Origin of the sequence: Allobosea lathyri, from assembly GCF_900108245.1 — a bacterium.
GTDB lineage: Bacteria > Pseudomonadota > Alphaproteobacteria > Rhizobiales > Beijerinckiaceae > Allobosea > Allobosea lathyri.
On the sequence record NZ_FNUY01000006.1, the window covers coordinates 120,372 to 141,505 of the forward strand.

20 protein-coding genes are annotated in these 21,134 nt (G+C 66.5%); 11 read left to right on the top strand and 9 right to left on the bottom strand.

Annotated features, from left to right (window positions below; genetic code table 11):
• The first annotated feature begins 96 nt into the window (after nt 1-96).
• Nucleotides 97-519, top strand: a complete 423-nt coding sequence (gene rnk / locus C4S73_RS15440) for a nucleoside diphosphate kinase regulator (protein ID WP_103873409.1) — start codon at nt 97-99, stop codon at nt 517-519.
• A gap of 201 nt (nt 520-720) precedes the next feature.
• Here the strand turns inward: rnk and galE are convergent, their stop codons facing one another.
• A complete protein-coding gene (galE, locus tag C4S73_RS15445) occupies nt 721-1,710 on the bottom strand; it encodes a UDP-glucose 4-epimerase GalE (protein WP_103873410.1) in 990 nt (329 codons plus the stop codon).
• A gap of 179 nt (nt 1,711-1,889) precedes the next feature.
• Here galE and C4S73_RS15450 point away from each other — a divergent pair, with 179 nt between their 5' ends.
• The 3 genes from C4S73_RS15450 to C4S73_RS15460 all read left to right on the top strand — a co-directional run bounded on the left by C4S73_RS15450 (nt 1,890) and on the right by C4S73_RS15460 (nt 4,320).
• Nucleotides 1,890-2,771 (top strand): UTP--glucose-1-phosphate uridylyltransferase, encoded by an 882-nt coding sequence (locus C4S73_RS15450; RefSeq protein ID WP_103873411.1) that lies wholly within the window; start codon nt 1,890-1,892, stop codon nt 2,769-2,771.
• Nucleotides 2,772-2,814: 43 nt separating this feature from the next.
• Nucleotides 2,815-3,699: a class I SAM-dependent methyltransferase gene (locus C4S73_RS15455; RefSeq protein ID WP_244595617.1), complete on the top strand. Its 885-nt coding sequence runs from the start codon at nt 2,815-2,817 to the stop codon at nt 3,697-3,699.
• Nucleotides 3,700-3,867: 168 nt separating this feature from the next.
• The gene (locus tag C4S73_RS15460; RefSeq protein ID WP_103873413.1) at nt 3,868-4,320 is read left to right on the top strand and encodes an acyl-CoA thioesterase; all 453 of its coding nucleotides are present in this window, start codon (nt 3,868-3,870) and stop codon (nt 4,318-4,320) included.
• Here C4S73_RS15460 and C4S73_RS15465 read toward each other — a convergent pair.
• Nucleotides 4,295-5,548, bottom strand: a complete 1,254-nt coding sequence (locus C4S73_RS15465) for a TadE/TadG family type IV pilus assembly protein (RefSeq protein ID WP_160115793.1) — start codon at nt 5,546-5,548, stop codon at nt 4,295-4,297. The genes C4S73_RS15460 and C4S73_RS15465 overlap by 26 nt on opposite strands.
• 167 nt (nt 5,549-5,715) lie before the next feature.
• Here C4S73_RS15465 and purL point away from each other — a divergent pair, with 167 nt between their 5' ends.
• The 3 genes from purL (at nt 5,716) to grxD (ending at nt 8,703) form a co-directional block, all read left to right on the top strand.
• Nucleotides 5,716-7,926 carry a phosphoribosylformylglycinamidine synthase subunit PurL gene (gene purL / locus C4S73_RS15470; protein WP_103873415.1) on the top strand — a complete coding sequence of 737 codons (2,211 nt, stop codon included), beginning with the start codon at nt 5,716-5,718 and terminating at the stop codon, nt 7,924-7,926.
• A gap of 143 nt (nt 7,927-8,069) precedes the next feature.
• A complete protein-coding gene (locus C4S73_RS15475) occupies nt 8,070-8,306 on the top strand; it encodes a BolA family protein (protein ID WP_103873611.1) in 237 nt (78 codons plus the stop codon).
• A 61-nt stretch (nt 8,307-8,367) separates the two neighbouring features.
• Nucleotides 8,368-8,703: a Grx4 family monothiol glutaredoxin gene (grxD, locus tag C4S73_RS15480; RefSeq protein ID WP_103873416.1), complete on the top strand. Its 336-nt coding sequence runs from the start codon at nt 8,368-8,370 to the stop codon at nt 8,701-8,703.
• Nucleotides 8,704-8,712: 9 nt separating this feature from the next.
• Here grxD and C4S73_RS15485 read toward each other — a convergent pair whose 3' ends face one another.
• The 4 genes from C4S73_RS15485 to tlpA form a co-directional block, all read right to left on the bottom strand.
• Entirely contained in the window at nt 8,713-9,321 is a 609-nt protein-coding gene (locus C4S73_RS15485; RefSeq protein WP_160115794.1) for an ATPase, read from the bottom strand.
• Between the two features lie 71 nt (nt 9,322-9,392).
• Nucleotides 9,393-9,641: a DUF1272 domain-containing protein gene (locus tag C4S73_RS15490; RefSeq protein ID WP_103873418.1), complete on the bottom strand. Its 249-nt coding sequence runs from the start codon at nt 9,639-9,641 to the stop codon at nt 9,393-9,395.
• A gap of 265 nt (nt 9,642-9,906) precedes the next feature.
• Nucleotides 9,907-11,637 (bottom strand): carbamoyltransferase family protein, encoded by a 1,731-nt coding sequence (locus C4S73_RS15495; RefSeq protein WP_103873419.1) that lies wholly within the window; start codon nt 11,635-11,637, stop codon nt 9,907-9,909.
• A gap of 133 nt (nt 11,638-11,770) precedes the next feature.
• Nucleotides 11,771-12,400, bottom strand: a complete 630-nt coding sequence (tlpA, locus tag C4S73_RS15500; protein ID WP_244595618.1) for a thiol:disulfide interchange protein TlpA — start codon at nt 12,398-12,400, stop codon at nt 11,771-11,773.
• A gap of 28 nt (nt 12,401-12,428) precedes the next feature.
• Here tlpA and argH point away from each other — a divergent pair, with 28 nt between their 5' ends.
• The 4 genes from argH (at nt 12,429) to C4S73_RS15520 (ending at nt 18,561) form a co-directional block, all read left to right on the top strand.
• Nucleotides 12,429-13,820 (top strand): argininosuccinate lyase, encoded by a 1,392-nt coding sequence (gene argH / locus C4S73_RS15505; protein ID WP_103873421.1) that lies wholly within the window; start codon nt 12,429-12,431, stop codon nt 13,818-13,820.
• Nucleotides 13,821-13,974: 154 nt separating this feature from the next.
• Nucleotides 13,975-14,235, top strand: a complete 261-nt coding sequence (lptM, locus tag C4S73_RS15510; RefSeq protein ID WP_103873422.1) for an LPS translocon maturation chaperone LptM — start codon at nt 13,975-13,977, stop codon at nt 14,233-14,235.
• A gap of 187 nt (nt 14,236-14,422) precedes the next feature.
• Nucleotides 14,423-15,712: a diaminopimelate decarboxylase gene (gene lysA / locus C4S73_RS15515; RefSeq protein WP_103873423.1), complete on the top strand. Its 1,290-nt coding sequence runs from the start codon at nt 14,423-14,425 to the stop codon at nt 15,710-15,712.
• A gap of 143 nt (nt 15,713-15,855) precedes the next feature.
• Entirely contained in the window at nt 15,856-18,561 is a 2,706-nt protein-coding gene (locus tag C4S73_RS15520; RefSeq protein ID WP_103873424.1) for a TIGR02302 family protein, read from the top strand.
• A 171-nt stretch (nt 18,562-18,732) separates the two neighbouring features.
• On the opposite strand, the gene yddG is transcribed toward C4S73_RS15520, so the two are convergent.
• The 3 genes from yddG to C4S73_RS15535 all read right to left on the bottom strand — a co-directional run bounded on the left by yddG (nt 18,733) and on the right by C4S73_RS15535 (nt 20,950).
• On the bottom strand, nt 18,733-19,596 hold the full coding sequence (gene yddG, locus C4S73_RS15525; RefSeq protein ID WP_103873425.1) for an aromatic amino acid exporter YddG: 864 nt from the start codon (nt 19,594-19,596) through the stop codon (nt 18,733-18,735).
• A gap of 95 nt (nt 19,597-19,691) precedes the next feature.
• Nucleotides 19,692-20,672, bottom strand: a complete 981-nt coding sequence (locus C4S73_RS15530; protein WP_103873426.1) for a D-2-hydroxyacid dehydrogenase family protein — start codon at nt 20,670-20,672, stop codon at nt 19,692-19,694.
• Entirely contained in the window at nt 20,669-20,950 is a 282-nt protein-coding gene (locus C4S73_RS15535) for a hypothetical protein (RefSeq protein WP_200828027.1), read from the bottom strand. Before C4S73_RS15535 ends, C4S73_RS15530 begins: the two co-directional genes overlap by 4 nt.
• Between the last annotated feature and the right edge of the window lie 184 nt (nt 20,951-21,134).

The window sequence follows — 21,134 nt, forward strand, 5'->3', positions numbered from 1 at the left end:
CATTCCACCCACCTTATCGCGGACCGCGCCGGCGCCAGCTCGGGGGACATTTCCCCGGCTCCCGGCATTGCCGCATCCACCACACGAGACATCACCATGAGCACGCGCACCAAGGGGCCGTCGCGCCCCGCTATCGTCGTTACCTCCGAGGATCATGAGAAGTTGAGCCGCATGGTCGCGGGCGCATCGACAACGATGCCGGAGCTGGCCGTCGAGCTCGCTCGCGAACTCGACCGCGCCCGTATCCTGCCCGAAGGCCGCAGCTCGCCGGACCATGTCCGCATCGGCAGCCAGGTCGAATACCGCGACGAGGTAACGGGCAAGGTCGCCACGGTCACGCTCGTCTGGCCGCAGGAAGCCGATATTTCGCAAGGAAAGATCGCGGTCATGACGCCGATCGGCATCGCCCTGATCGGAATGGCGGCGGGCAAGTCGATCGACTGGACGACACGCTCGGGAGACGTCAAGCGCATGACGGTCCTGCAGGTCAACGAGCCGGCCGAACCGGCTTCGCCGTGAGGAGCACATTGGGCGCTCCTCGGCGACGGGAAATGGCTCCCCCGCCAGAGCATGATGCGTTTCCGTGAAAACGCGGGTCATCCCGGGCGCAGCGTAGCGGAGACCCGGGATCCATGCCCGAACATTGATCGCGAGCGCTCCGGAATGGATCCCGGGTCAAGCCCGGGATGACGGCCTGTTTCCGAGTAAAGTGAGTGCGCGCTAAGTGGCGTTGCGAGTCTTCAGCTTCTCTTCCCAGGCGAGCGCCTGCATGACGATCTCTTCGAGGTCGTCATGCTCCGGCCGCCAGCCGAGTTCGTCCCGGATGCGGTCGGCGCGGGCGATCAGCGAGGCGGGGTCGCCGGCGCGCCTGCCGGCATAGGTCACCGGGAAATCGACGCCGGAGACCTGCTTCACCACCGCGACGACCTCGTTGACGGAATAGCCCCGGCCATAGCCGCAGTTCAGCGTCAGGCTCTCTCCGCCACTGCGCAGATGGTCGAGCGCGGCCAGATGGGCGCGGGCGAGGTCGGTGACATGGATGTAGTCGCGCACGCAGGTGCCGTCGGGCGTCGCATAATCGGTGCCGAACACGGTCAGCCCGTCGCGCTGGCCGAGCGCCGCCTGGCCGGCAACCTTGATCAGATGGGTGGCGTTGGGCGAGGATTGGCCGGAACGGCCCTTCGGGTCGGCGCCGGCGACGTTGAAATAGCGCAGCGCCACATAGGTGAAGCCATGGGCGCGCGCGACATCGCCCAGCATCCACTCGCTCATCAGCTTGGAGCGGCCATAGGGGTTGATCGGGTTGAGCGCGATCTCCTCGGGAACGGGTGAGACCGGCGGCTCGCCATAGACCGCCGCCGTCGAGGAAAAGATCACATGCTTGACGCCGCCGCGCACCGCGCTCTCCAGGAGGTTGCGCGTCTTCACGGTATTGTTGTGATAATAGCCGAGGGGATCTGTCACGGATTCCGGCACCACGATCTTGGCGGCGAAATGTGCGATCTCGACGATGCCATGTTCTGCGATGACACTTTCCAGCAGGGCCTGGTCGCCGATATCGCCCTGCACGAAAATTGCTTCGGGAGGCACGGCCCACCAGAAACCTGTCGAGAGGTTGTCGAGAACGACGACTTTCTCGCCACGATCGAGCAGTTCCAGCACCATATGGCTACCTATGTAGCCGGCTCCGCCCGAGACAAGTATCGCCATGGTCTATCTCCTGAAGTCCAACAGATCGGAACCAGCTCTACGTAAAATGCGTTGACGAGTTCTCAAGCTCGTTCTGCTATCGGCGCGCGGCGGCCGTCCTCCATGGGGTCGGGCACCGGTTGCTTCTTTCACTCATACCGCCACAGGCCAGCCGGGCCGAGGCGCGAATTGGACCTTTCATGACGAAACGCATCCGCAAGGCCGTCCTTCCCGTTGCCGGTCTCGGCACCCGCTTCCTGCCCGCGACCAAGGCTATCCCGAAGGAGATGTTGACCATCGTCGACCGGCCGGTCGTCCAGCATGTGGTCGACGAGGCGCGCGCTGCCGGCATCGAGCATTTCGTCTTCATCACCGGCCGCAACAAGGCGGTGATCGAGGACCATTTCGACCTCGCCTACGAACTCGACGACACCCTGCGCAAGCGCGGCAAGACCAAGGAGCTGGAAGCGCTGCTGGCCGATCTGCCATCCGCCGGCGGCACGAGCTTCACCCGCCAGCAGGCGCCGCTCGGCCTCGGCCACGCCGTCTGGTGCGCCCGCGACATCATCGGCGACGACGAGCCTTTCGCGCTGCTGCTGCCGGACATGTTGCATCATACGCATGGCAAGGGCTGTCTCGCGGAGATGATGGATGCCTATAACAGGCATGGCGGCAATCATGTCGCTGTCGCGCCCGTTCCCGATGACCAGACGCATCAATACGGTATCGTCGGTGTCGAGGATGTGAAGGCCAAGGTCTCCCGGATCACCAAGATGGTCGAGAAGCCGCCGAAGGGCACCGCGCCGTCGAACCTGCACATCACCGGCCGCTATATCCTGCAGCCGACGATCTTCAACCTGCTCGCCAATCAGGAGCCGGGCGCCGGCGGCGAGATCCAGCTGACCGATTCGATGATCGCGCTGTCGCGGCTGGAGCCTTTCCATGCCGTGCGCTTCGACGGCGACATCTACGATACCGGCTCGAAGATCGGCTTCCTCGCCGCGAACATCGCCTATGCGCTCGATCGCGGCGATCTCGGCCCGCAATTGCGCCAGGAGATCGAGCGGCTGCTCGAGCGTTGATGCCCGGCTCGGATCGACCGGCCGGGGTGAGGGAGTTGCGCGGTTGAGCGAGGACGGGATCGTGTTCGACCGCGCGCTTGGGCGTCTGCGCCTGGCGCGCGCGCTTGCCGCGGGATATCCCGACTTCCTGCTGGTGCGCGCCACCGAGGATCTGGACGAGCGGCTCGGCGCGGTGCTGCGGCAATTCGGCGCGGCCGCGGATCTCGGCACGCCGCTGCCGCTGGCAGGCCCGGTCCTGCGCGCAAAGGCCGACACGCTGCTGCGGATGGCGGAGGTGGAAGGCGGTCCAGCCGATCTGGTCGGCGACCTCGAACGCCTGCCGCTGGCGCCAAATTCGCTCGATCTCGCGGTGTCGCTGCTGGCGCTGCATGGCGTCAACGACGTGCCGGGAGCCCTGATCCAGATCAGGCGCGCGCTTCGGCCCGATGGCCTGTTCATCGGCTGCCTGCTCGGCGGGCGCAGCCTGCAGGAATTGCGGCAGGCGCTTCTCGAAGCCGAGGCGGAGACGGCCGGCGGCGTCAGTCCGCGCGTTGCGCCCTTCGTCGATCTGCGCGATCTCGGCAGCCTGCTGCAGCGCGCCGGCTTTGCACTGCCGGTCGTCGACAGCGAGGTCGTGACCGTGCGCTATCGCGACATGTTCGGCCTGCTGCGCGATCTGCGCGCCATGGGCTGGGGCAACGCGCTGGCGGCCCGGCGCAAGACTGGCCTGCGCCGCGACACGCTGCTGCGGGCTGCGGCGATCTATGCCGAGCGCTTTGCCGACGCGGACGGGCGGCTGCGCGCGACCTTCGAGATCGTCTGGCTCTCGGGCTGGGTTCCGCATGAAAGCCAGCAGAAGCCGCTGCGGCCGGGCTCGGCCAAGGCGCGGCTGGCCGATGCGCTCGGCGTGCCCGAGATCAAGACGGGCGAGAAGGCGGGAGACGCTTGATGATGAGCGAGCTCTTGACGAGGCGTCGATGTAACTCAGCCCTCATCCTGAGGAGCCGCGCAGCGGCGTCTCGAAGGATGTTCAGAGCGCGCTGGAACACCCTTCGAGACGCAAGGCTTCCGCCTTGCTCCTCAGGGTGAGGGCTTGATGTATGACAGGTACTCGAGGATGAACCAGCGCCAACCCCGTCTCGCCCGCGCCGATTTCAGTCTGTTCCGCCCGGTCCCGACGCGCTGGCATGACAATGACGTCTTCGGCCACGTCAACAATGTCGTCTATTACGCCTGGTTCGACACCGCGGTGAACGCCTGGCTGATCGAGCGCGGTTTCCTCGACCCCGCGAGCAGTGCCGTCATCGGGCTCGTCGTCGAAACGACCTGCACTTATTTCGAGAGCGTCGCCTTTCCCGAGACGGTCGAGATCGGCCTCGGCGTCGACAGGCTCGGCACCAGCTCGGTGACCTACCGGCTCGGCATCTTCCGCGAAGGCGCGGGGCAGGCGGCGGCACAGGGCCGCTTCACCCATGTCTATGTCGAGCGCACGACACAGAAACCGGTCGCGATCCCGGCGCCGCTGAGAGCGGCGCTGGAAGGGCTCACATCGTCAGGCGAACGGCGCTGATTTCCCGGGCGATGGCTTCGATCACCGGGCCGATGCCGGCTGCGTCCTTGACGTTGTAATACATGTCCGGCTTGGAGGCGCAGCCCTGGAGAAGCCCGGCGTTCCCGTCGATGACGCGGATCGTATAGACTTTGATGCCGGCGGCTTTGGCGGAGTCGCAGGCCGCCTTGGTCTTTGGATCGATCAGCGCAGCCTTGTTGGTGCCCCGCGGCATGTCCTTGGTGAAGCGGTTGTCGGTGTTGTCGCCGTCGGTCAGCACGATCATGTATTTGGTCAGGCGCGGCGTGCCGGTGTCGGCGGCCTCGGGCAGCGGGGCATCCCGGCTGAGCGCCGCCAGCCCCCAGGCGATGCCGACCGTGACGTTGGTGTTGCCGACGGGGCGCATCGCCGTGACGGTGTCGCGCAGGTTCTGCCAGTTGTCGGTGAGGGGACGCAGTTCGGCCAGGCCCGTGTTCCTGGTGACGCTCGTCGCGCATGTCGTGGCGGGATATTTGGCGTCGAGTGCGGCGGCGCTGGCGTCGCTGGTGTCATATGGCGAGTCCCGATCGGCGACGCAGCCCTGCCAGTCCTGCTTCTGGACGAGATAGGCGGGATCCGTGGCCCGGGTCTTGAACCGCATCCAGTCCTCGTCCTTATAGCTCAGCGGCAGGCGCACCTGCGTCTCGAAGGGGACGATGGAAACCCTGATATTGCTGGGCGTCGCATTCGATGCCTGCATCGTGTCGATGAACTTGTTCGTCGCCTTCTTGAGCTCGTCCATCTTGCTGGAGCGGTCCATGGAGCCGGTATTGTCGAGCACCAGCGCAACCTCGATCGTGTTGGTGCCCCAGCCGGCCTGCGCAGTCGAAGCCACGGGAATCGTGTCGATGCCGATGATCTTGGTCAGGCTCGTCGCGACCGTAGTGTCCGCCTTGACGCTGACGGTCCGGGCGGTGCGATTGACCAAGACAGAATAGCTTCCGAGCTTCGCGTCGGAATTGCCCTGAAGATTGGCCCGGATCAGCGCTTCGGCGCGGGTCTTCAATTGCGCATCGGTCAGGCGCGTGGCGTCGCGGGCGACCATCAGAGCCGCCGAATCGACCGCTGCGTTCAATGTCGCGCGGGCAGAGCTGGCCCGGGCATAGTCGACGGCTGCGCCGGCGGCCCCGAGAAGCGGGATGATCGCCAGGCCAAACAGCATCGCGACGTTGCCGGAACTGTCTTTCCCGAAACGAGACAAAAGCGACATGACCTGCTCCTCCATGGCACGGTCCGCTCCATGCCGGGGAAAACAGCGCAGATTGCGTGCCAGCAGGGTGATGCAGGGCGGGAATGCGTTGTCTCAGGCCGGCAGGCGCGCTATGCCCCGCGCATCGAGGGCTGGCACCCGGGCCCGAACGTCAGGAACCGTCGCCTGTGATTCCCAATGACATCAAGATCACCCCGCAGCTTGTGGCCGAGCATGGCCTGAAGCCTGACGAGTATCAGCGCTTCCTTCATCTGATCGGCCGCGAGCCGTCGATCACCGAACTCGGCATCGTCTCGGCGATGTGGAACGAGCACTGCTCGTACAAGTCCTCGAAGCTGCATCTGAAGACGCTGCCGACCAAGGCGCCCTGGGTCATCCAGGGACCGGGCGAGAATGCCGGCGTCATCGATATCGGCGACGGCCTGGCCATCGTCTTCAAGATGGAGAGCCACAACCACCCGTCTTTCATCGAGCCCTATCAGGGTGCCACGACCGGCGTCGGCGGCATCCTGCGCGACGTCTTCACCATGGGCGCCCGCCCCATCGCGGTGCTCGACGCGCTTCGTTTCGGGGATCCGAGCCATCCGCGCACGCGCCATCTGGTCTCGGGCGTGGTTGCGGGCATCGGCGGCTACGGCAACTCCTTCGGCGTGCCCAATGTCGGCGGCGCGACGGGCTTCCACAGCCGCTATGACGGCAACATCCTGGTCAACGCCATGGCGGTCGGCATCGCCCGGGCCGACGAGATCTTCTACGCCAAGGCCTCGGGCGTCGGTAAGGCGATCGTCTATCTGGGCTCCAAGACCGGCCGCGACGGCATCCATGGCGCGACCATGGCCTCCGCGGCCTTCGGCGAAGGCGGCGAGGAGCGCCGTCCGACCGTGCAGGTCGGCGATCCCTTCGCCGAGAAGCTCCTGCTCGAAGCCTGCCTCGAGATCATGGCGGCCGGCCATGTCGACGCGATCCAGGACATGGGCGCGGCCGGCCTGACCTGCTCGGCCGTCGAGATGGGCGCCAAGGGCGATCTCGGCGTGGAGCTGAACCTCGACGCCGTGCCCTGCCGCGAGGACGGCATGAGCGCCTATGAGATGATGCTGTCGGAGAGCCAGGAGCGCATGCTCATGGTGATCAAGCCCGGCCATGAAGAGCCGGCCGAGGCGATCTTCAAGAAGTGGGGCCTCGACTTCGCCGTCGTCGGCTACACGACCGACAACCTGCGCTTCGTCGTGAAGCATCAGGGCGACGTCATGGCCGACCTGCCGATCAAGGAACTCGGCGACGAGGCTCCCGAATATGACCGGCCCTGGATCGAGACGCCCAAGCTTCCGGTCGTCGCGGCCGATGCGGTGAAGCCGCCGCTGTCCAATACGGAGGCGCTGCTGAAGCTGGTCGGCTCGCCCGACCTCAGCTCGAAGCGCTGGATCACCGAGCAGTACGACACGCTGATCCTCGGCAATTCGGTGATCACGCCGGGCGGCGATTCCGGCCTGATCCGGATCGAGGACGGGCCGAAGGGCCTTGCCATGACCGCCGACGTGACGCCGCGCTATTGCGAGGCCGACCCGTTCGAGGGCGGCAAGCAGGCGGTGGCCGAGGCCTGGCGCAACCTGACTGCGGTTGGCGCGACGCCGCTTGCCGTCACCGACAATCTCAACTTCGGCAATCCAGAACGGCCCGAGGTGATGGGCCAGCTCGTCGGCTGCATCAAAGGTATCGGCGAAGCCTGCCGCGCGCTCGACTTCCCCGTCGTCTCCGGCAACGTCTCGCTCTACAACGAGACCAATGGCGTCTCGATCCTGCCTACACCGACCATCGGCGCCGTCGGCGTGCTCGCGGATGTGACCAGGCATGCAACGATCGCCTTCAAGGCGGCCGGCGAAGCGATCATCCTGATCGGCGAGACCAAGGGCTGGCTCGGCCAGTCGGCCTATCTTGCGACCGTTTGCGGCCGCGAAGAGGGCGCGCCGCCGCCGGTCGATCTCGCCGTCGAGCGCCGCAATGGCGATCTCGTGCGCGGCCTGATCAGCGCCGGACGTGTCGGCACCTGCCACGATCTGTCTGATGGCGGGCTGGCGGTCGCGCTCGCCGAAATGGTGATGGCAGGCGGTGTCGGCGCCACGATCGACGCGCTGCCTTCGGGCGCAGCCCATGCCGTGCTCTTCGGCGAGGATCAGGCGCGCTATCTTGTCGCGGTGCCCCAGGCATCGGCCGAGGCGCTGCTGGCCGAGGCCAAGGCGGCCGGTGTGCCGGCTGTCATGCTGGGTACGACGGGCGGGGACATGCTGAGCCTTCCCGGCGAGGCGGCGATTGCCGTGTCGGCGCTGAAGAGCGCCCATGAAAACTGGCTGCCGGACTACATGTCCGGCAAAGCCGCCTGACCACTGATCCCAGCGCCGCTTGCGTCATTGCGAGCGCAGCGAAGCAATCCAGACGTCTCGCTCGACGACCTCCTGGATTGCTTCGTCGCTTCGCTCCTCGCAATGACGAGAAGGCGGCAACCCTGAATGTAGGAGACACCGCCATGGCGATGGATGCACATGACATCGAGGCGATGATCAAGGCGGCGCTGCCGGATGCGATCGTCGAGATCAAGGATCTGGCGGGAGACGGCGACCATTACGCCGCGACCGTCACCTCATCGGCCTTTGCCGGCAAGAGCCGGGTGCAGCAGCACCAGATGGTCTATGCCGCGCTCAAGGGAAACATGGGCGGCGTGCTGCATGCCCTTGCGCTGACGACGGCGGTTCCCCAGAATTAGAACGACAATATTCTAGACGACCATTCCAGCGGGCCTTGACCCCGCCGCAGGAGACCAGACCATGAGCGACGTCAACGCCCGTATCGATGCCGAAGTGAAGTCCGCCGATGTCGTGCTCTTCATGAAGGGCACGCCGCAATTCCCGATGTGCGGCTTCTCCGGCCAGGTCGTGCAGATCCTCTCTTACGTTGGGGTGCCCTTCAAGGGCGTCAACGTGCTGGAGGACCAGGAGATCCGCGAGGGCATCAAGGCCTATTCGAACTGGCCGACGATTCCGCAGCTCTACGTCAAGGGCGAGTTCGTCGGCGGCTGCGACATCACCCGCGAGATGTTCCAGGCCGGCGAATTGCAGACCCTGCTCGAAGAGAAGGGCATCACGGTCAAGCAGGCGAGCTGAGGCTTTCCCTTAAGCTTCGGGACAGGGCGGCAGCGTTTCGAGCGCCGCCCATAGCGCGTCTGGCAGCGTCGGCGACCTCTCGATCAGCGCAATGCAGCCGCGGCGGCCTTCCGCGACCGCCTTTGGCCGCAAGGTGGCGTTGTCGAAGACGCGCCACTGATCCACTGCGCCGATGTAGAGCGGCAGATTGTCGATCGCCCGGGCAAAGCGGCGGCGTACATCGACCTCGGCTACGTCATGGCCGCCTTCGCTGACGCGACGGGCGATGCGCGAAAGGGAAACCTCGGGCGAAGCGGTCAGGAAGAACAGCAGGTTGATTCCAAAGCCGGCTTCGCGCGCAGCGGCGATCGTACGCAGATGGGTTTTCCCCGACATCGTTGTTTCAATCGAAAACGAACGACGCTCGGCGATCAGCGAGCGCGTCATTTCGAGTGCGACGCGTGCAGCGCGCTGCTGTTCGGCAGACGGATCGAGCGGCGATAGACCGCGGGCGATCTCGTCGAGATTGACGAAACTCGTGCTGCCTGACACGGCTCGGATATGGCGGAATGCATAGGTCGTCTTGCCGACGCCGTCGGGTCCAGCGACGATGCAGAATTGCGGTTGCGAGTTGCTCATCCGGCTTCGCGAGCACGCAGACGGCTCTGGTGCCATGTCACGCTATGTACCAGACCACGCCATTCACCAGATCACGCCGGCGCGCATTCCGGATTCGGTTTGCGGACGCGCTCCTGTGACGGCGGGTATTTTTCCAGCTTGCTCGCCGGCCTGATCGGCCGGCGCACCAGTTCGCCGCCGCAATTGGGGCAGGCACCCTGGAAGCGCGCCTGCGCGCAATCGGCGCAGAAGGTGCATTCGAAGGTGCAGATCATCGCGTCGCGAGCGTCCGGCGGGAGATCGCGGTCGCAGCATTCGCAGTTCGGGCGCAGTTGCAGCATCGTGTCACCCTCATTCCGCGACCGAGGATGAGGCCTGAGCGCGCGTTTGGAAAGGGCGAGCCCTCATCCTTTGGAAAGACGAGCCCTCATCCTCAGGAGCCGCGAAGCGGCGTCTCGAAGGATGGCCCAGCTAGATCGGGAGCCTCATCCGCCATCCTTCGAGACGCCATTCCTGCCGGAACGGCTCCTCAGGATGAGGGCTGAGGGAGACGCACTCCAACCTCGGAAACGCTGAGAGCCTCACAGCTTGGCTGCGTAACCCCGATCACTTCACCAGCAGCCAGTCCTCCACGACCAGCGCATCGAGCCCGCTGGTATAGAACATCAGGATCGCATCCTCCGCCGTGTGCAGGATCGGCTTGCCCATGATGTTGAAGGAGGTGTTCAGCACCACCGGCACGCCGGTCAGCGCATGGAAGGCGGAAATCAGCGCGTGGTAGCGCGGATTGCGCTCTGCCGTGACGCTCTGGAGCCGCCCGGTGCCGTCCTCATGCACGACAGCCGGCACATGCGCGCGCACGGCATCCTTCCAGACCAGGGTGCGCTCCATATAGGGCGCGTCCTGATAGTGTTCGAACCAGGCCGCGCCGTGCTCTGCGAGAATCGAGGGCGCGAAGGGGCGGAAGGCCTCGCGGTATTTCACCTTGGCGTTGAGCAGGTCCTTGGCGTTGGCGGGGCGCGGATCGGCCAGGATCGAGCGATTGCCCAGCGCGCGGGGGCCGAATTCGGCCCGGCCCTGCACCCAGCCGATGAGCTTGCCCTCCGTCAGCAGGCGGGCGGTGGTGGGTGCAACCTCGTCGGGCGCAAGTTTGCGCAGGCGCGGCTCCCAGGCCTGCATGCGCTCCAGCGGTTCGGTCGACACCGTCGAGCCGAGATAGGGCGTCTGCGGTCCGCGAGGTGCGCGCCAGCCGGGGTTCGCCTGCGCATGGCTGAGCCAGGCGGCGCCGATGGCGTTGCCGTCATCGGCCGGCGCCGAGGGCACGAAGACCCGCGCAAAACCGTGGCGGCCGACGATCTTGCCGTTGAAGGAGGAGTTCAGCGCGCAGCCGCCGGCGAGCACGAGATTGTCTGACGGCACGAGCGCGGCAGTCTCCGACAGGAGCGCCTCCATCATCTCGGCGAAGACATCCTGACCGCAGCGGGCGAGGTCGGCCCAACCCTGCTCGAGCGCCTCTGGCGGGCGCCGCGCGAGGATGTCCTGGCTGACGCTGCGAACGGTTGCGGCATCGGCGAAGGAGAGCTTGTGGCCCTCGATCCGGTAGAGCTTGCGCAGCAGCGCCATCAGCTCCGCGTCGGTCTTGCCATAGGGCGCGAGCCCCATGATCTTCCATTCCTCGCCCTTGGCCTGGTCGAAGCCGGCGAGATCGGTGACGAGACCGAAATAGAAGCCGATCGATTCCCGGCCGCGATGGCGCTTAACCTCGGTGATCGCGCCGTCCTTGAGCGCAAAGATCGCCGAGGCTCCGGTTTCGCCCATGCCGTCGACGATCAGGCAGGCGGCATCGCTGAAGGGCGAGGACCAGCAGGCATAGGCCGCATGGCTGAGATGGTGGCCATGGCGGGTCAGGCCGGTGATGTCGGCCTTGCCGAAGGCGCGATCGAGGCCGAGCAGCGTGCCCAGACCGGCGCGCTGCTGGCCGGTATGCAGCGAGGCGATCAATGCCCGTTCGGTGCGCTCGGGCACCAGCGAGCGGTTGAGTTCGGGCGAGAGCTTGAGCAGGGCGTCGAGTGAAAACGAGCCGGCCCGGCTCATCTGGTCGAGAAAGCCGGTGAACGCCTCGCCCCAGCTCGTGGCGATCCGGATCTGCGCACCCTCGGGAATGTAGCGCTTGAGCAGGCCCTCCATGCGCGGCGCCGGGTCGGGCTCGCAATTGGGCGCGCGCTTGTATTGCAGGTAGCGCTCCGTCGCCTCGGCGAAGAGCACCTCGCCGGCGGGATCGAGAATTGCAACGGCGGGGTCGTGGAAGGTGGTGGCCAGGCCGATCGTGTAGGTCATGCCTGAGACTATATGGAGAATGGGCTCGGGAGAGGCAATCGGCGGATGCGATCCTCTCGGCGAACGGTCCTACAGCCTTTGATTCTGCACCGACTTTTCCCGAAAACCGCGTTCCGCTTTTCGGGCCGATGCTCTAGCGCTTCAGCGCGGCGCCGATCAGGGCCTTGGCATCGGGGCTCGCCCAATTGGCCGGGCCTTGCAGCATCGCCAGTTCGCAGCCTTCGGGATCGACCAGCAGGCTCACCGGCATGCCCTCGATCTTGCGGGCGGCGCGCAGGTCCTGGAACACTTTCGCCTGGGCGTCGGCGTAATAGGGCAGGCCGGTGATCTTGTTGTCGGCCAGCCAGGTCCGGGGCTTGTCGAGATTACGCGTGTCGATGTTGATCGCGACCACCGCGAAGTCCTGGCCGCCGAGCGCGCCCTGAAGCGCGTCGAGCGCCGGCATCTCATGCAGGCAGGGCGCGCACCAGGTGGCCCAGAGATTGACCAGCACGGTGCGTCCCCTGAAGCTCGACAGGGTCAGCGGGGCGCCGTCGGGACCGGCGAAACCGAGATCGGGAACCGGCGCCGGGCGGCTGGAGACCTCCATGGCCGCGACCTCGCCCTGCGCCAGCGGCTGCAGGCGCGCAGCTGTCGCCTTGGCGGCCCGGCAAGAACCGGAATTGCCGGCATCGCCCGTGACGGAGTAGAAGGCCGCTACGCCGCCGAGGCCGAGCAACGCCACGACCCCGAAGGCCGCCGATTTTTTCCAACGCGACGTCATGGGCGTCCTAGAAGCAGGAAAGTCAGTCGTGAGCAATCGTATGTGGGGTGGACGTTTCGCCACGGGTCCCGACGCCATCATGGAAGAGATCAACGCCTCCATCGATTTCGACAAGCGCCTGTGGCGCCAGGACATCCGGGGTTCGCTCGCCCATGCGGCGATGCTGGGCGAGACCGGTATCCTGACGAAGGACGATGTCGCCACGATCAGCGCGGGACTCAAGGGCGTCGAGAGCGAGATCGAGGCCGGCAGCTTCACGTTCTCGCGTGCGCTCGAGGATGTTCACATGAACATCGAGAGCAACCTCAAGGACAAGATCGGGCTCGCGGCCGGCCGCCTGCACACCGCGCGCTCGCGCAACGACCAGGTCGCGACCGACATGCGGCTCTGGGTCCGCGACACGCTCGACGATATCGACCTGCAGATGGCCGACCTCCAGCTCGCGCTGGCCGAAAAGGCCGATCTCCATGCCGGGGCCGTGATGCCGGGCTTCACCCATCTGCAATCGGCGCAGCCGGTCACCTTCGGGCACCATCTCTTGGCCTATGTCGAGATGCTCGGCCGTGATCGGGGCCGCGTCCGCGATGCGCGCGAGCGGCTGAACGAATGCCCGCTGGGCGCAGCCGCGCTTGCCGGCACCTCGTTCCCGATCGACCGCGAGATGACGGCGCATGCGCTGGGCTTCGACCGGCCGACCGCCAATTCGCTCGATTCGGTCTCGGATCGCGATTTCGTGCTGGAGACGCTGGCGGCGGCTTCGATCTGCGCGATGCATCTGTCGCGTCTGGCCGAGGAGATCGTGCTCTGGGCGACGCCGCAATTCGGCTTCGTGCGCCTGTCGGACAAGTTCTCGACGGGGTCCTCGATCATGCCGCAGAAGCGCAATCCCGATGCCGCCGAGCTGGTGCGCGGCAAGGCGGGGCGCGTTTTCGGGGCGCTGCAGGCCATGCTGACGATGATGAAAGGCCTGCCGCTGACCTATTCCAAGGACATGCAGGAGGACAAGGAAGGCACGTTCGACGCGCTCCAGACCCTCTCGCTCTGCCTGGCTGCGATGGCGGGCATGGTGCGCGACATGGAGCCCGACCTGAAGGTGATGAAGAAGGCGGCGGGTATGGGCTATGCCACCGCCACGGACCTCGCCGACTGGCTGGTGCGCGTGCTGAAGATGCCGTTCCGGGACGCTCACCATGTCACCGGCCGCCTCGTCGGCATTGCCTCGGAGAAGAAGATCGGGCTGGAGAAGCTGACACTGGCCGAAATGCAGGCCGTCGAGCCCGCCATCACCGAGGCCGTCTTTGCCGTGCTCGGTGTCGAGCAGTCGGTGAAGAGCCGCGTCAGCTACGGTGGCACCGCGCCCGCCAATGTGCGACGGCAGGCCCGGCGCTGGCTGAAGCAACTCGCCAAGGAGCAGCGCTGACGCTTCCGGCATGCCCGGGCTTGACCCGGGCTGCTCCCGCAGGAGATTCTTCGGGCTGCGCGATGTGCTGCCCTGAGAATGACGCGCTTTCACTCGCAAGCTGTCGCGCCTTTCGCTACAGTCTCCGCCACGCTTCGCCCGAGGGTTCCTGTTCGTGCTGCATTCCCGTCTGAAACTTGGCCGCGCCGTGCTGGTCGCTGGCCTGCTGGCACTCGCGCTCGGCGCCTGCGGCCGCAAGGGGCCGCTCGAAGCGCCGCCGAACGCCACTAACGCCATCGATCTGCCCGACAGCCAGATCGGCGCGGTCGAAACCGATTCCGCCTCGCTGGGAACGTCGGTGCTGGCGAAACCGCCGAAGGCGAACCGCGCCATCACGATTCCGGAAAAGCCCTTCGTGCTCGACCCTCTTCTCTGACCGCCGGTTAATTCTGAGCCCTCATCCTGAGGAGCCGCAAAGCGGCGTCTCGAAGGATGGTCCAGAGCGCACTGGAGCATCCTTCGAGACGCTATTCCTGCCGGAATAGCTCCTCAGGACGAGGGCTGGCGATAATCTCCACGGCTTCTTGTCAGCCGTTTCTTGCAAACAGATTTTTAGGTGCAGCATGCATCATTTCGCCTATCGCAACGGCTCGCTCTTTGCCGAGGAGGTCGCGCTGAGCCGGATCGCGGCCGAAGTCGGCACGCCGGTTTACGTCTATTCCTCCGCCACGATCGAGCGGCATTACCGGCTCTACGAGGCGGCGATGAAATCGGCTGCGCCGGCCGGGAAGGCGCATGTCTTCTACGCCATGAAGGCCAACGGCAATCTCGGCGTGCTGAAGACGCTGGCGGCGTTGGGCGCCGGGGCCGATACGGTCTCCGAGGGCGAGATCCGCAAGGCGCTGGCTGCAGGTTTTCCGCCGGAGAAAATCGTCTTCTCAGGTGTCGGCAAGAGCGAGAGCGAACTGCGTTTCGCGATCCAAGCCGGCATCTACCAGGTCAATATCGAGACCGAACGGGAACTCGACCTGCTCTCGCGCATCGGCGCCGAGCTCGGCAAGCGCCAGGAAGCCGTGTTCCGGGTCAATCCTGATATCGGCGCCGGCGGCCATGCCAAGATCACGACGGGTTCGTCGGAGAACAAGTTCGGCGTGTCCTTCGAGGAGGTCGGGCGGCTTTATGCCCGCGCCGCCAACATGTCGGGCGTAAGGATCATGGGGCTTGCGCTCCATATCGGCAGCCAGATCCGCGAGACGGCGTCCTTCGAGGCGGCCTATACCAAGATGGTCGCGCTGGTCGGTTCGCTGCGGGGCGAAGGCCATCGCGTCGACCGGCTCGATCTCGGCGGCGGTCTGGGCATTCCCTACGAAATGCCCAAGGATTTCGACCATGGGCCCGAACTGATCGACGCCTATGCCGCGATGGTCGGCCGTGTCACCAGGGGGCTCGATGTCGAGCTCGGCTTCGAGCCGGGCCGGATGATCGTCGGCAATGCCGGCGTCCTGCTGACGCGGGTGCTGCATCTCAATCCGCGCCCGACCAAGCAGTTCCTCGTCGTCGATGCCGCGATGAACGATCTGGTGCGGCCGGCCATGTACGAGGCCTATCACGAGATCTGGCCGGTGACCGAGGCCGACGCGGATGCCGCGACCGTCGCTTATGACGTGGTCGGGCCGATCTGCGAATCGGGCGACACCTTCACCAGCGGGCGCGTGCTGCCCACGTTGAAGCCAGATGACCTGATCGCCTTCATGACGGCGGGCGCCTATGGCGCCAGCATGTCCTCGACCTATAATCAGCGCCTGCTCGTGGCAGAGGTGCTGGTGAAGGGGGCGGAATATGCCGTGACGCGGCCGCGCCAGAGCTATGAAGAGCTTCTCGGCACGGATCGTGCACCGCCCTGGCTGGCCTGAGCACGCTTCACGATAAGCGGAGCGGGCTGTGGGAGGCCCGCCTTCGCTCTGGCCTTGCCACATTCCCGTGCTAGCCTCTGTCGGACGGGCGATGCACAGGTGGCACTTGTCCAAGCGGCGTGGGGGCGGCTCGGAGCGACGGCATGAATGAGGCGCAGCGCCGCAAGGCGCCAGATCCGATCGACGGCATCCGGCAACGGCTTGCTCGCCTTGCATTGGCTTCACGCGTCTCGCTGGGCTGGGAGCGCCTCTGGCCGCGGCTGTGGCTGCCGCTCGGCATTGTCCTGAGCTTTCTCGCGATTTCATGGTTCGGCCTGTGGACGCATCTGCCCTGGCAAGGGCGGGCGCTGGGCGTCGTGCTGTTCCTCGGCGCGCTCGCCGCCAGCGTCTGGCATATCGCCCGGATGCAGCTGCCGACGCATCGCGATGCGCTGACGCGGCTCGACCAGTCGTTGCAGGGCGGCCACCGGCCGGCCTCGGCGCTGGAGGACAGTCTCGCCGTCGGTTCGGGCGATCCGGTGTCGCAGGCTTTGTGGAAACTCCATGTCGAGCGCCAGAGCCGGCAGGTCGCCGGGCTCTCGGTCGCCGCGCCGCAACCGCGCATGGCCGGGCGGGACCGCCGCGCCTTGCGCGCCGTGCCGCTGCTGGCGGCTGTCACGGCCCTTTTCGTCGCAGGTCACGAGGCGATGCCGCGCCTGCGCGCCGCCTTCGACTGGCGCGGTCCGTCCCTGCCGGCGCCGGCCGTCCGGGTCGATGCCTGGATCGACCCGCCCGGCTATACGCGCCTGCCGCCGATATTGGTCGATTTCGGCAGGCTGGCGAGCCCGCATATCAGCGTGCCCGAGAAATCGACCGTCGTCGTTCGCATCGCCGGCAAGACCAATATGGATGTCGCGACAACCGGGCGGCTCGATGTGCTGCCGCCGGCCGAGGCCAAGGACGGCAAGTTAGACGGCAAGACGGAGGCCAAACCGGCCTCGGCAGGCGATGTGCCGGCCGTGCTGGAGAAGCGCTTCACGCTTGCCGGAAACGGCACGCTCAGGCTCACCGGCAGCGGCGCGCCGCATGCGACGCTGAGCATCACCGCCATTGCCGACCAGCCGCCGCAGGTCAGCTTCAGCGAGCCGCCCAAGCCGATCACGGGCGCCCAGTCGGGCGGGCTCGGGCTCGCCTATACCGCCAAGGATGATTACGGAATCGCCTCCGTCGAGGTGAATGTCGCGCGCTCCGGCCCGCCATCTACCGGCCGCTCGCTGGTCGAACCGCCCAAGCAGAGCCTCAGCGTACCGTCTTCACCTTCGGGCGATGAGGAGATCAGGAGCACCGTCGATTTCTCGGCGCATCCCTGGGCCGGCGCCAAGGTCAGGATGACGCTGGTCGCGCGTGACGAGGCCGGCCAGGAGGGCCGCAGCGAGCCGGTCGAGGTCACGCTGCCGCAGCGCACTTTCGTCAAGCCGCTGGCCAAGGCCCTGGTCGAGCAGCGTCGCAAGCTGGTCATGGATGTCGACGACCGCCGCAAGGTCCAGCTCGCGATGGATGCGCTGCTGATCGAGCCCGACATGTTCATGAAGGAGACCGGCGTCTATCTGGGCATGCGCATGCTCTCGGAGCGTTTGCGCCGTTCGACCAGCGACGACCAGCTGCGTGAGGTGTCCGAGCTGATGTGGGCGATGGCGCTCCAGCTCGAGGATGGCGACCTGTCCGATGCGGAACGTGCGCTCAGGGCAGCGCAGGAGAACCTCCAGCAGGCGCTCGAGCGCGGGGCCTCGGAGGAGGAGATCAAGAAGCTCACCGAGGATATGCGCCGCGCGCTCGACCAGTTCATGCGCCAGCTTGCCGAGCAGATGCAGCGCCAGCAGCAGAATGGCGACCAGAATCAGGCGCAGCTGCCGGAGAATTTCCGCACCGTGACGCCGCGCGACCTGCAGAACATGCTCAACCGCATCGAGGAGCTCTCGAAGCGCGGCGACATGGCCGAGGCGCAGCGGCTGATGGAACAGCTCAACCAGATGCTCAACAATCTCCAGATGGCGCGTCCGGGCCAGCAGGACCCGCGCCAGCGCGAGATGAACCAGGCGCTGGGCGATCTCGACAGGATGACGCGCGATCAGCAGCAACTGCGCGACGAGACCTTCCAGCAGGAGCAGCAGCGCCAGAACCGGACGCAGCAGGGCCGCAGGCCCGGCCAGCAGCAGGCACGTCCCGGCCAGCGGCAGCAGGGCCAGCAAGGGCAGCGCGGCCAGCAGCCGGGGCAGCAGCCCGGCGAGCAGGGCGAGGGTGAGGATGGCGAGCAGGGCGAAGGCCAGCAGGGGCAAGGACAGCAGGGGCAAGGACAGCAGGGCCTGTCGGAGCGCCAGCAGGCCTTGCGCGAGCGGTTGCAGGAGCTGCAGCGGCGCATGCGCGGCATGGGCGCACCGCAGCAGGGCGAACTCGGCGAGGCCGAGGATGCGATGAAGGATGCCGAAGGCCAGCTCGGACAGGGGCAGGGCGAAGGCGCGCTCGATGCGCAGGGCCGGGCGCTCGATGCGCTGCGGCGCGGGGGCCAGAGCATGGCCCAGCAGATGCAGGGTCAGCCCGGCGAGGGCGACGGCACGGAGGGCGCCTTCGGCGAGCCCGATGGCCAGCCATCGGGCCGTCCTTCGGCGCAACAGCGTGGCCGCGAGGATCCGCTCGGGCGGCCGCAGCGTCAGCGCGACTGGGCTGATGGCCGCGTGCGCGTTCCCGGCGCCGATGAAAGCGCGACGCAGCGGGCGCGGCGCATTCTCGAAGAGCTGCGCCGCAGGCTGGGCGATCCGACCCGGCCGACGGAGGAACTCGACTATCTCGAGCGGCTGCTCAGGCGGAACTGAGCAGCGGCGTCATTGGTCTGACGGTGACTGGCAGCAACCGCGCCGTCATCCCGGACAAGCGGCGATAGCCGCGCCGATCCGGGATCCATCGGAGGGCGTTGCACTCTACGATGGATCCCGGCTCTCCGCTGCGCTGCGGCCGGGATGACGGCGCGTTTATCGAAATTCGGCTCAGGAGGATTTGCCCAGCTTCGGCATGCTCGCGACCAGCGCGCCAACTACGATCAGCAGGCAGGAGGCGGCGAGCAGCCAGCTTGCCGGGGCGTAGCCGGCGATGACCAGCACCAGCGTCGACAGGACCGGCGCGGCGTAGGAGGCGACGCCGAGCAACGCGACATCGCCGCGCTTCATGCCGATGTCCCAGACGACGAAGGCCAGCCCGATCGAGCCGAGACCCAGGCCCAGCACCCCGCCCCATTCGATCGGGGTCAGCGACCAGAGCGTCGTCTCGAAGGCGACATGACAGGCGAAGGCCAGCACGGCGCAGCCGAGCATGGTGACGCTGAGGCTTTCCGAGGGCACATGGGAAAAGCGGCGCGAGGCCACCGAGTAACTCGCCCAGACGAAGGCGCCCAGCGCCGCCAGCACATGGCCGAGCGCGAGGCCGCCACCGGAACCGATGCCTCCCGAGATCAGCATAGCGGTGGCGGCAAGGCCGATCAGGGCGCCGATCAGATGGCGCGGCTTCAGCCCGCCGCCCGGCAGTAGCGCCGCGAACAGCACGATCAGCAGCGGCCAGAGATAGTGGATCAGGTTGGCCTCGGCCGGCGGGGCGGTCTTCACGGCGGCATAATAGAGAGCGGTGTCGCCGAACGGGCCGTAGAGGCCGAGCGCGAAAGAGGCGGGCGTCGGCATCACCCGGCGCAATTCGCCGCGCGCGGCAGTGATCGCGAGGATCAGCAGGCCGCCGATGACGAAGGTCATGCCGACGAGCTGGAAAGGCGGCACGCGGCCCGACATGGCGGTGAACAGCGCCAGCGTCGACCAGAGCAGGATCGCGCAGAAGCCGATGAGCGTAGCGGTGCGAGAGGTCATGGCAGGCCGGCAATCGCAAGGAGGGCGTCGCTCAAGCCGATATCAGAGCGCCGGCCTTCTGCCCATGCTTGCCCGCGCGGATGCAGCGCGTCTCTTCAGCGCCGGTTGGCCAGGGCGTCGGGATTGACGACGTTGGTCGGGTGGCCTTCGGCATAAGCGACGATCTGGTCGAAGATGTCCCTGAACTGGAGCTCGTATTCGTCCCTCGTGACGTAGCCGATATGGGGCGTGCACAGCACATTGGGCAGGTTGAGCAGGGGATGAGCCGGGTCGCGCAGCGGCTCCTCCTCGTAGACATCGATCGCGGCCCGGCCGGGTCGACCCGCCCGAAGGGCCGTCACGAGCGCTCCGGGCTCGATCAGGCCGGCGCGGCTCGTATTGACCAGCAGCGCGGTCGGTTTCATCGCAGCGAGATCGGCGGCCGTGACGATACCGCGCGTCGCCTCCACCAGCCGCATATGCAGCGAGAGAACGTCGCAGCGTGCGAAGAACGCGGACTTGCTGTCTGCGATCGCGTAGCCGTCCTGCTTCGCCTTTTCCAGCGAGGCGGGGCGAGCCCAGACCACGATCTCCATGCCGAAGGCGCGGGCATAGTCGGCGACGGCCTTGCCGATCCGGCCATAGCCGAAAATGCCGAGCGTCTTGCCCCGCACCGTTTCGCCAATTCCGAACTGCCATTGCCCGGCCTTCAGCGAGGCGACCTGCTGCGGAATCTGCCGGAATGCGGCGAGGATGAGGCCGAAGGTCAATTCGGAGGTCGCATAGGAGGGCGTGTCCGCATGCAGGCTCGACGAGACGAGGACGCCGCGCTGCGTGCAGGCGTCGATGTCGATATGCGGGTAGACGCTGCGCTGGCTGATCAGGCGGAGCTTCGGCAGGCGCTCGATCAGGGAGCGGCGGATCTTAGTGCGCTCCCGGATCAGCACGAGCACTTCGGTCTCGGCAAGCCGCTCCATGAGCGCGTCATCGTCCTGGACGTGGTCGGTCCAGATGGAGGGGGCGTAGCGTGCGATCGTCTCGAAACAGGGCAGCGTGCGCAGCGTGTCGAAATAGTCGTCGAGGATCGTGATCTTCATTGCAGCGCCGTGGCTCCGTTCGCTGGTTCAGGCTGTGGGGCACCGGGCAACCGCTTGCCGTATTCGGCGAGAAACGCATGGCCCCGCTCGGTCAGGGCGATGAGGACATCCCCCTCCTTCGATTGCCGCGCGATCAGGCCGAGATCGATGGCGTCTTCCCATACCGTGAGGCGCGGGCAGGATGTCCGCCAGGCGTCCATCACCTCGCCATAGCTGCGGGGCTCGCGCTCGAGCCATGCCAGAAACTCTGCGATCAACGGGGCAAGGCTATCGGCCATCTCCGCCTCCCTGGAGAGGGCGAGATTGCGACGTGTCTGCCCTCCTGTCGAGGGCCGAGAGACGCGTCTCAGCCCCGAGCGGAGGTCATTGCGCCGCAGGCGGGAGCCGAATCATTCGCGGTCGCACCCTTTCGTGGACGCCGCCCATGGCTTATTGCCGCGGGACATCCTTCAAAGGTCTCGC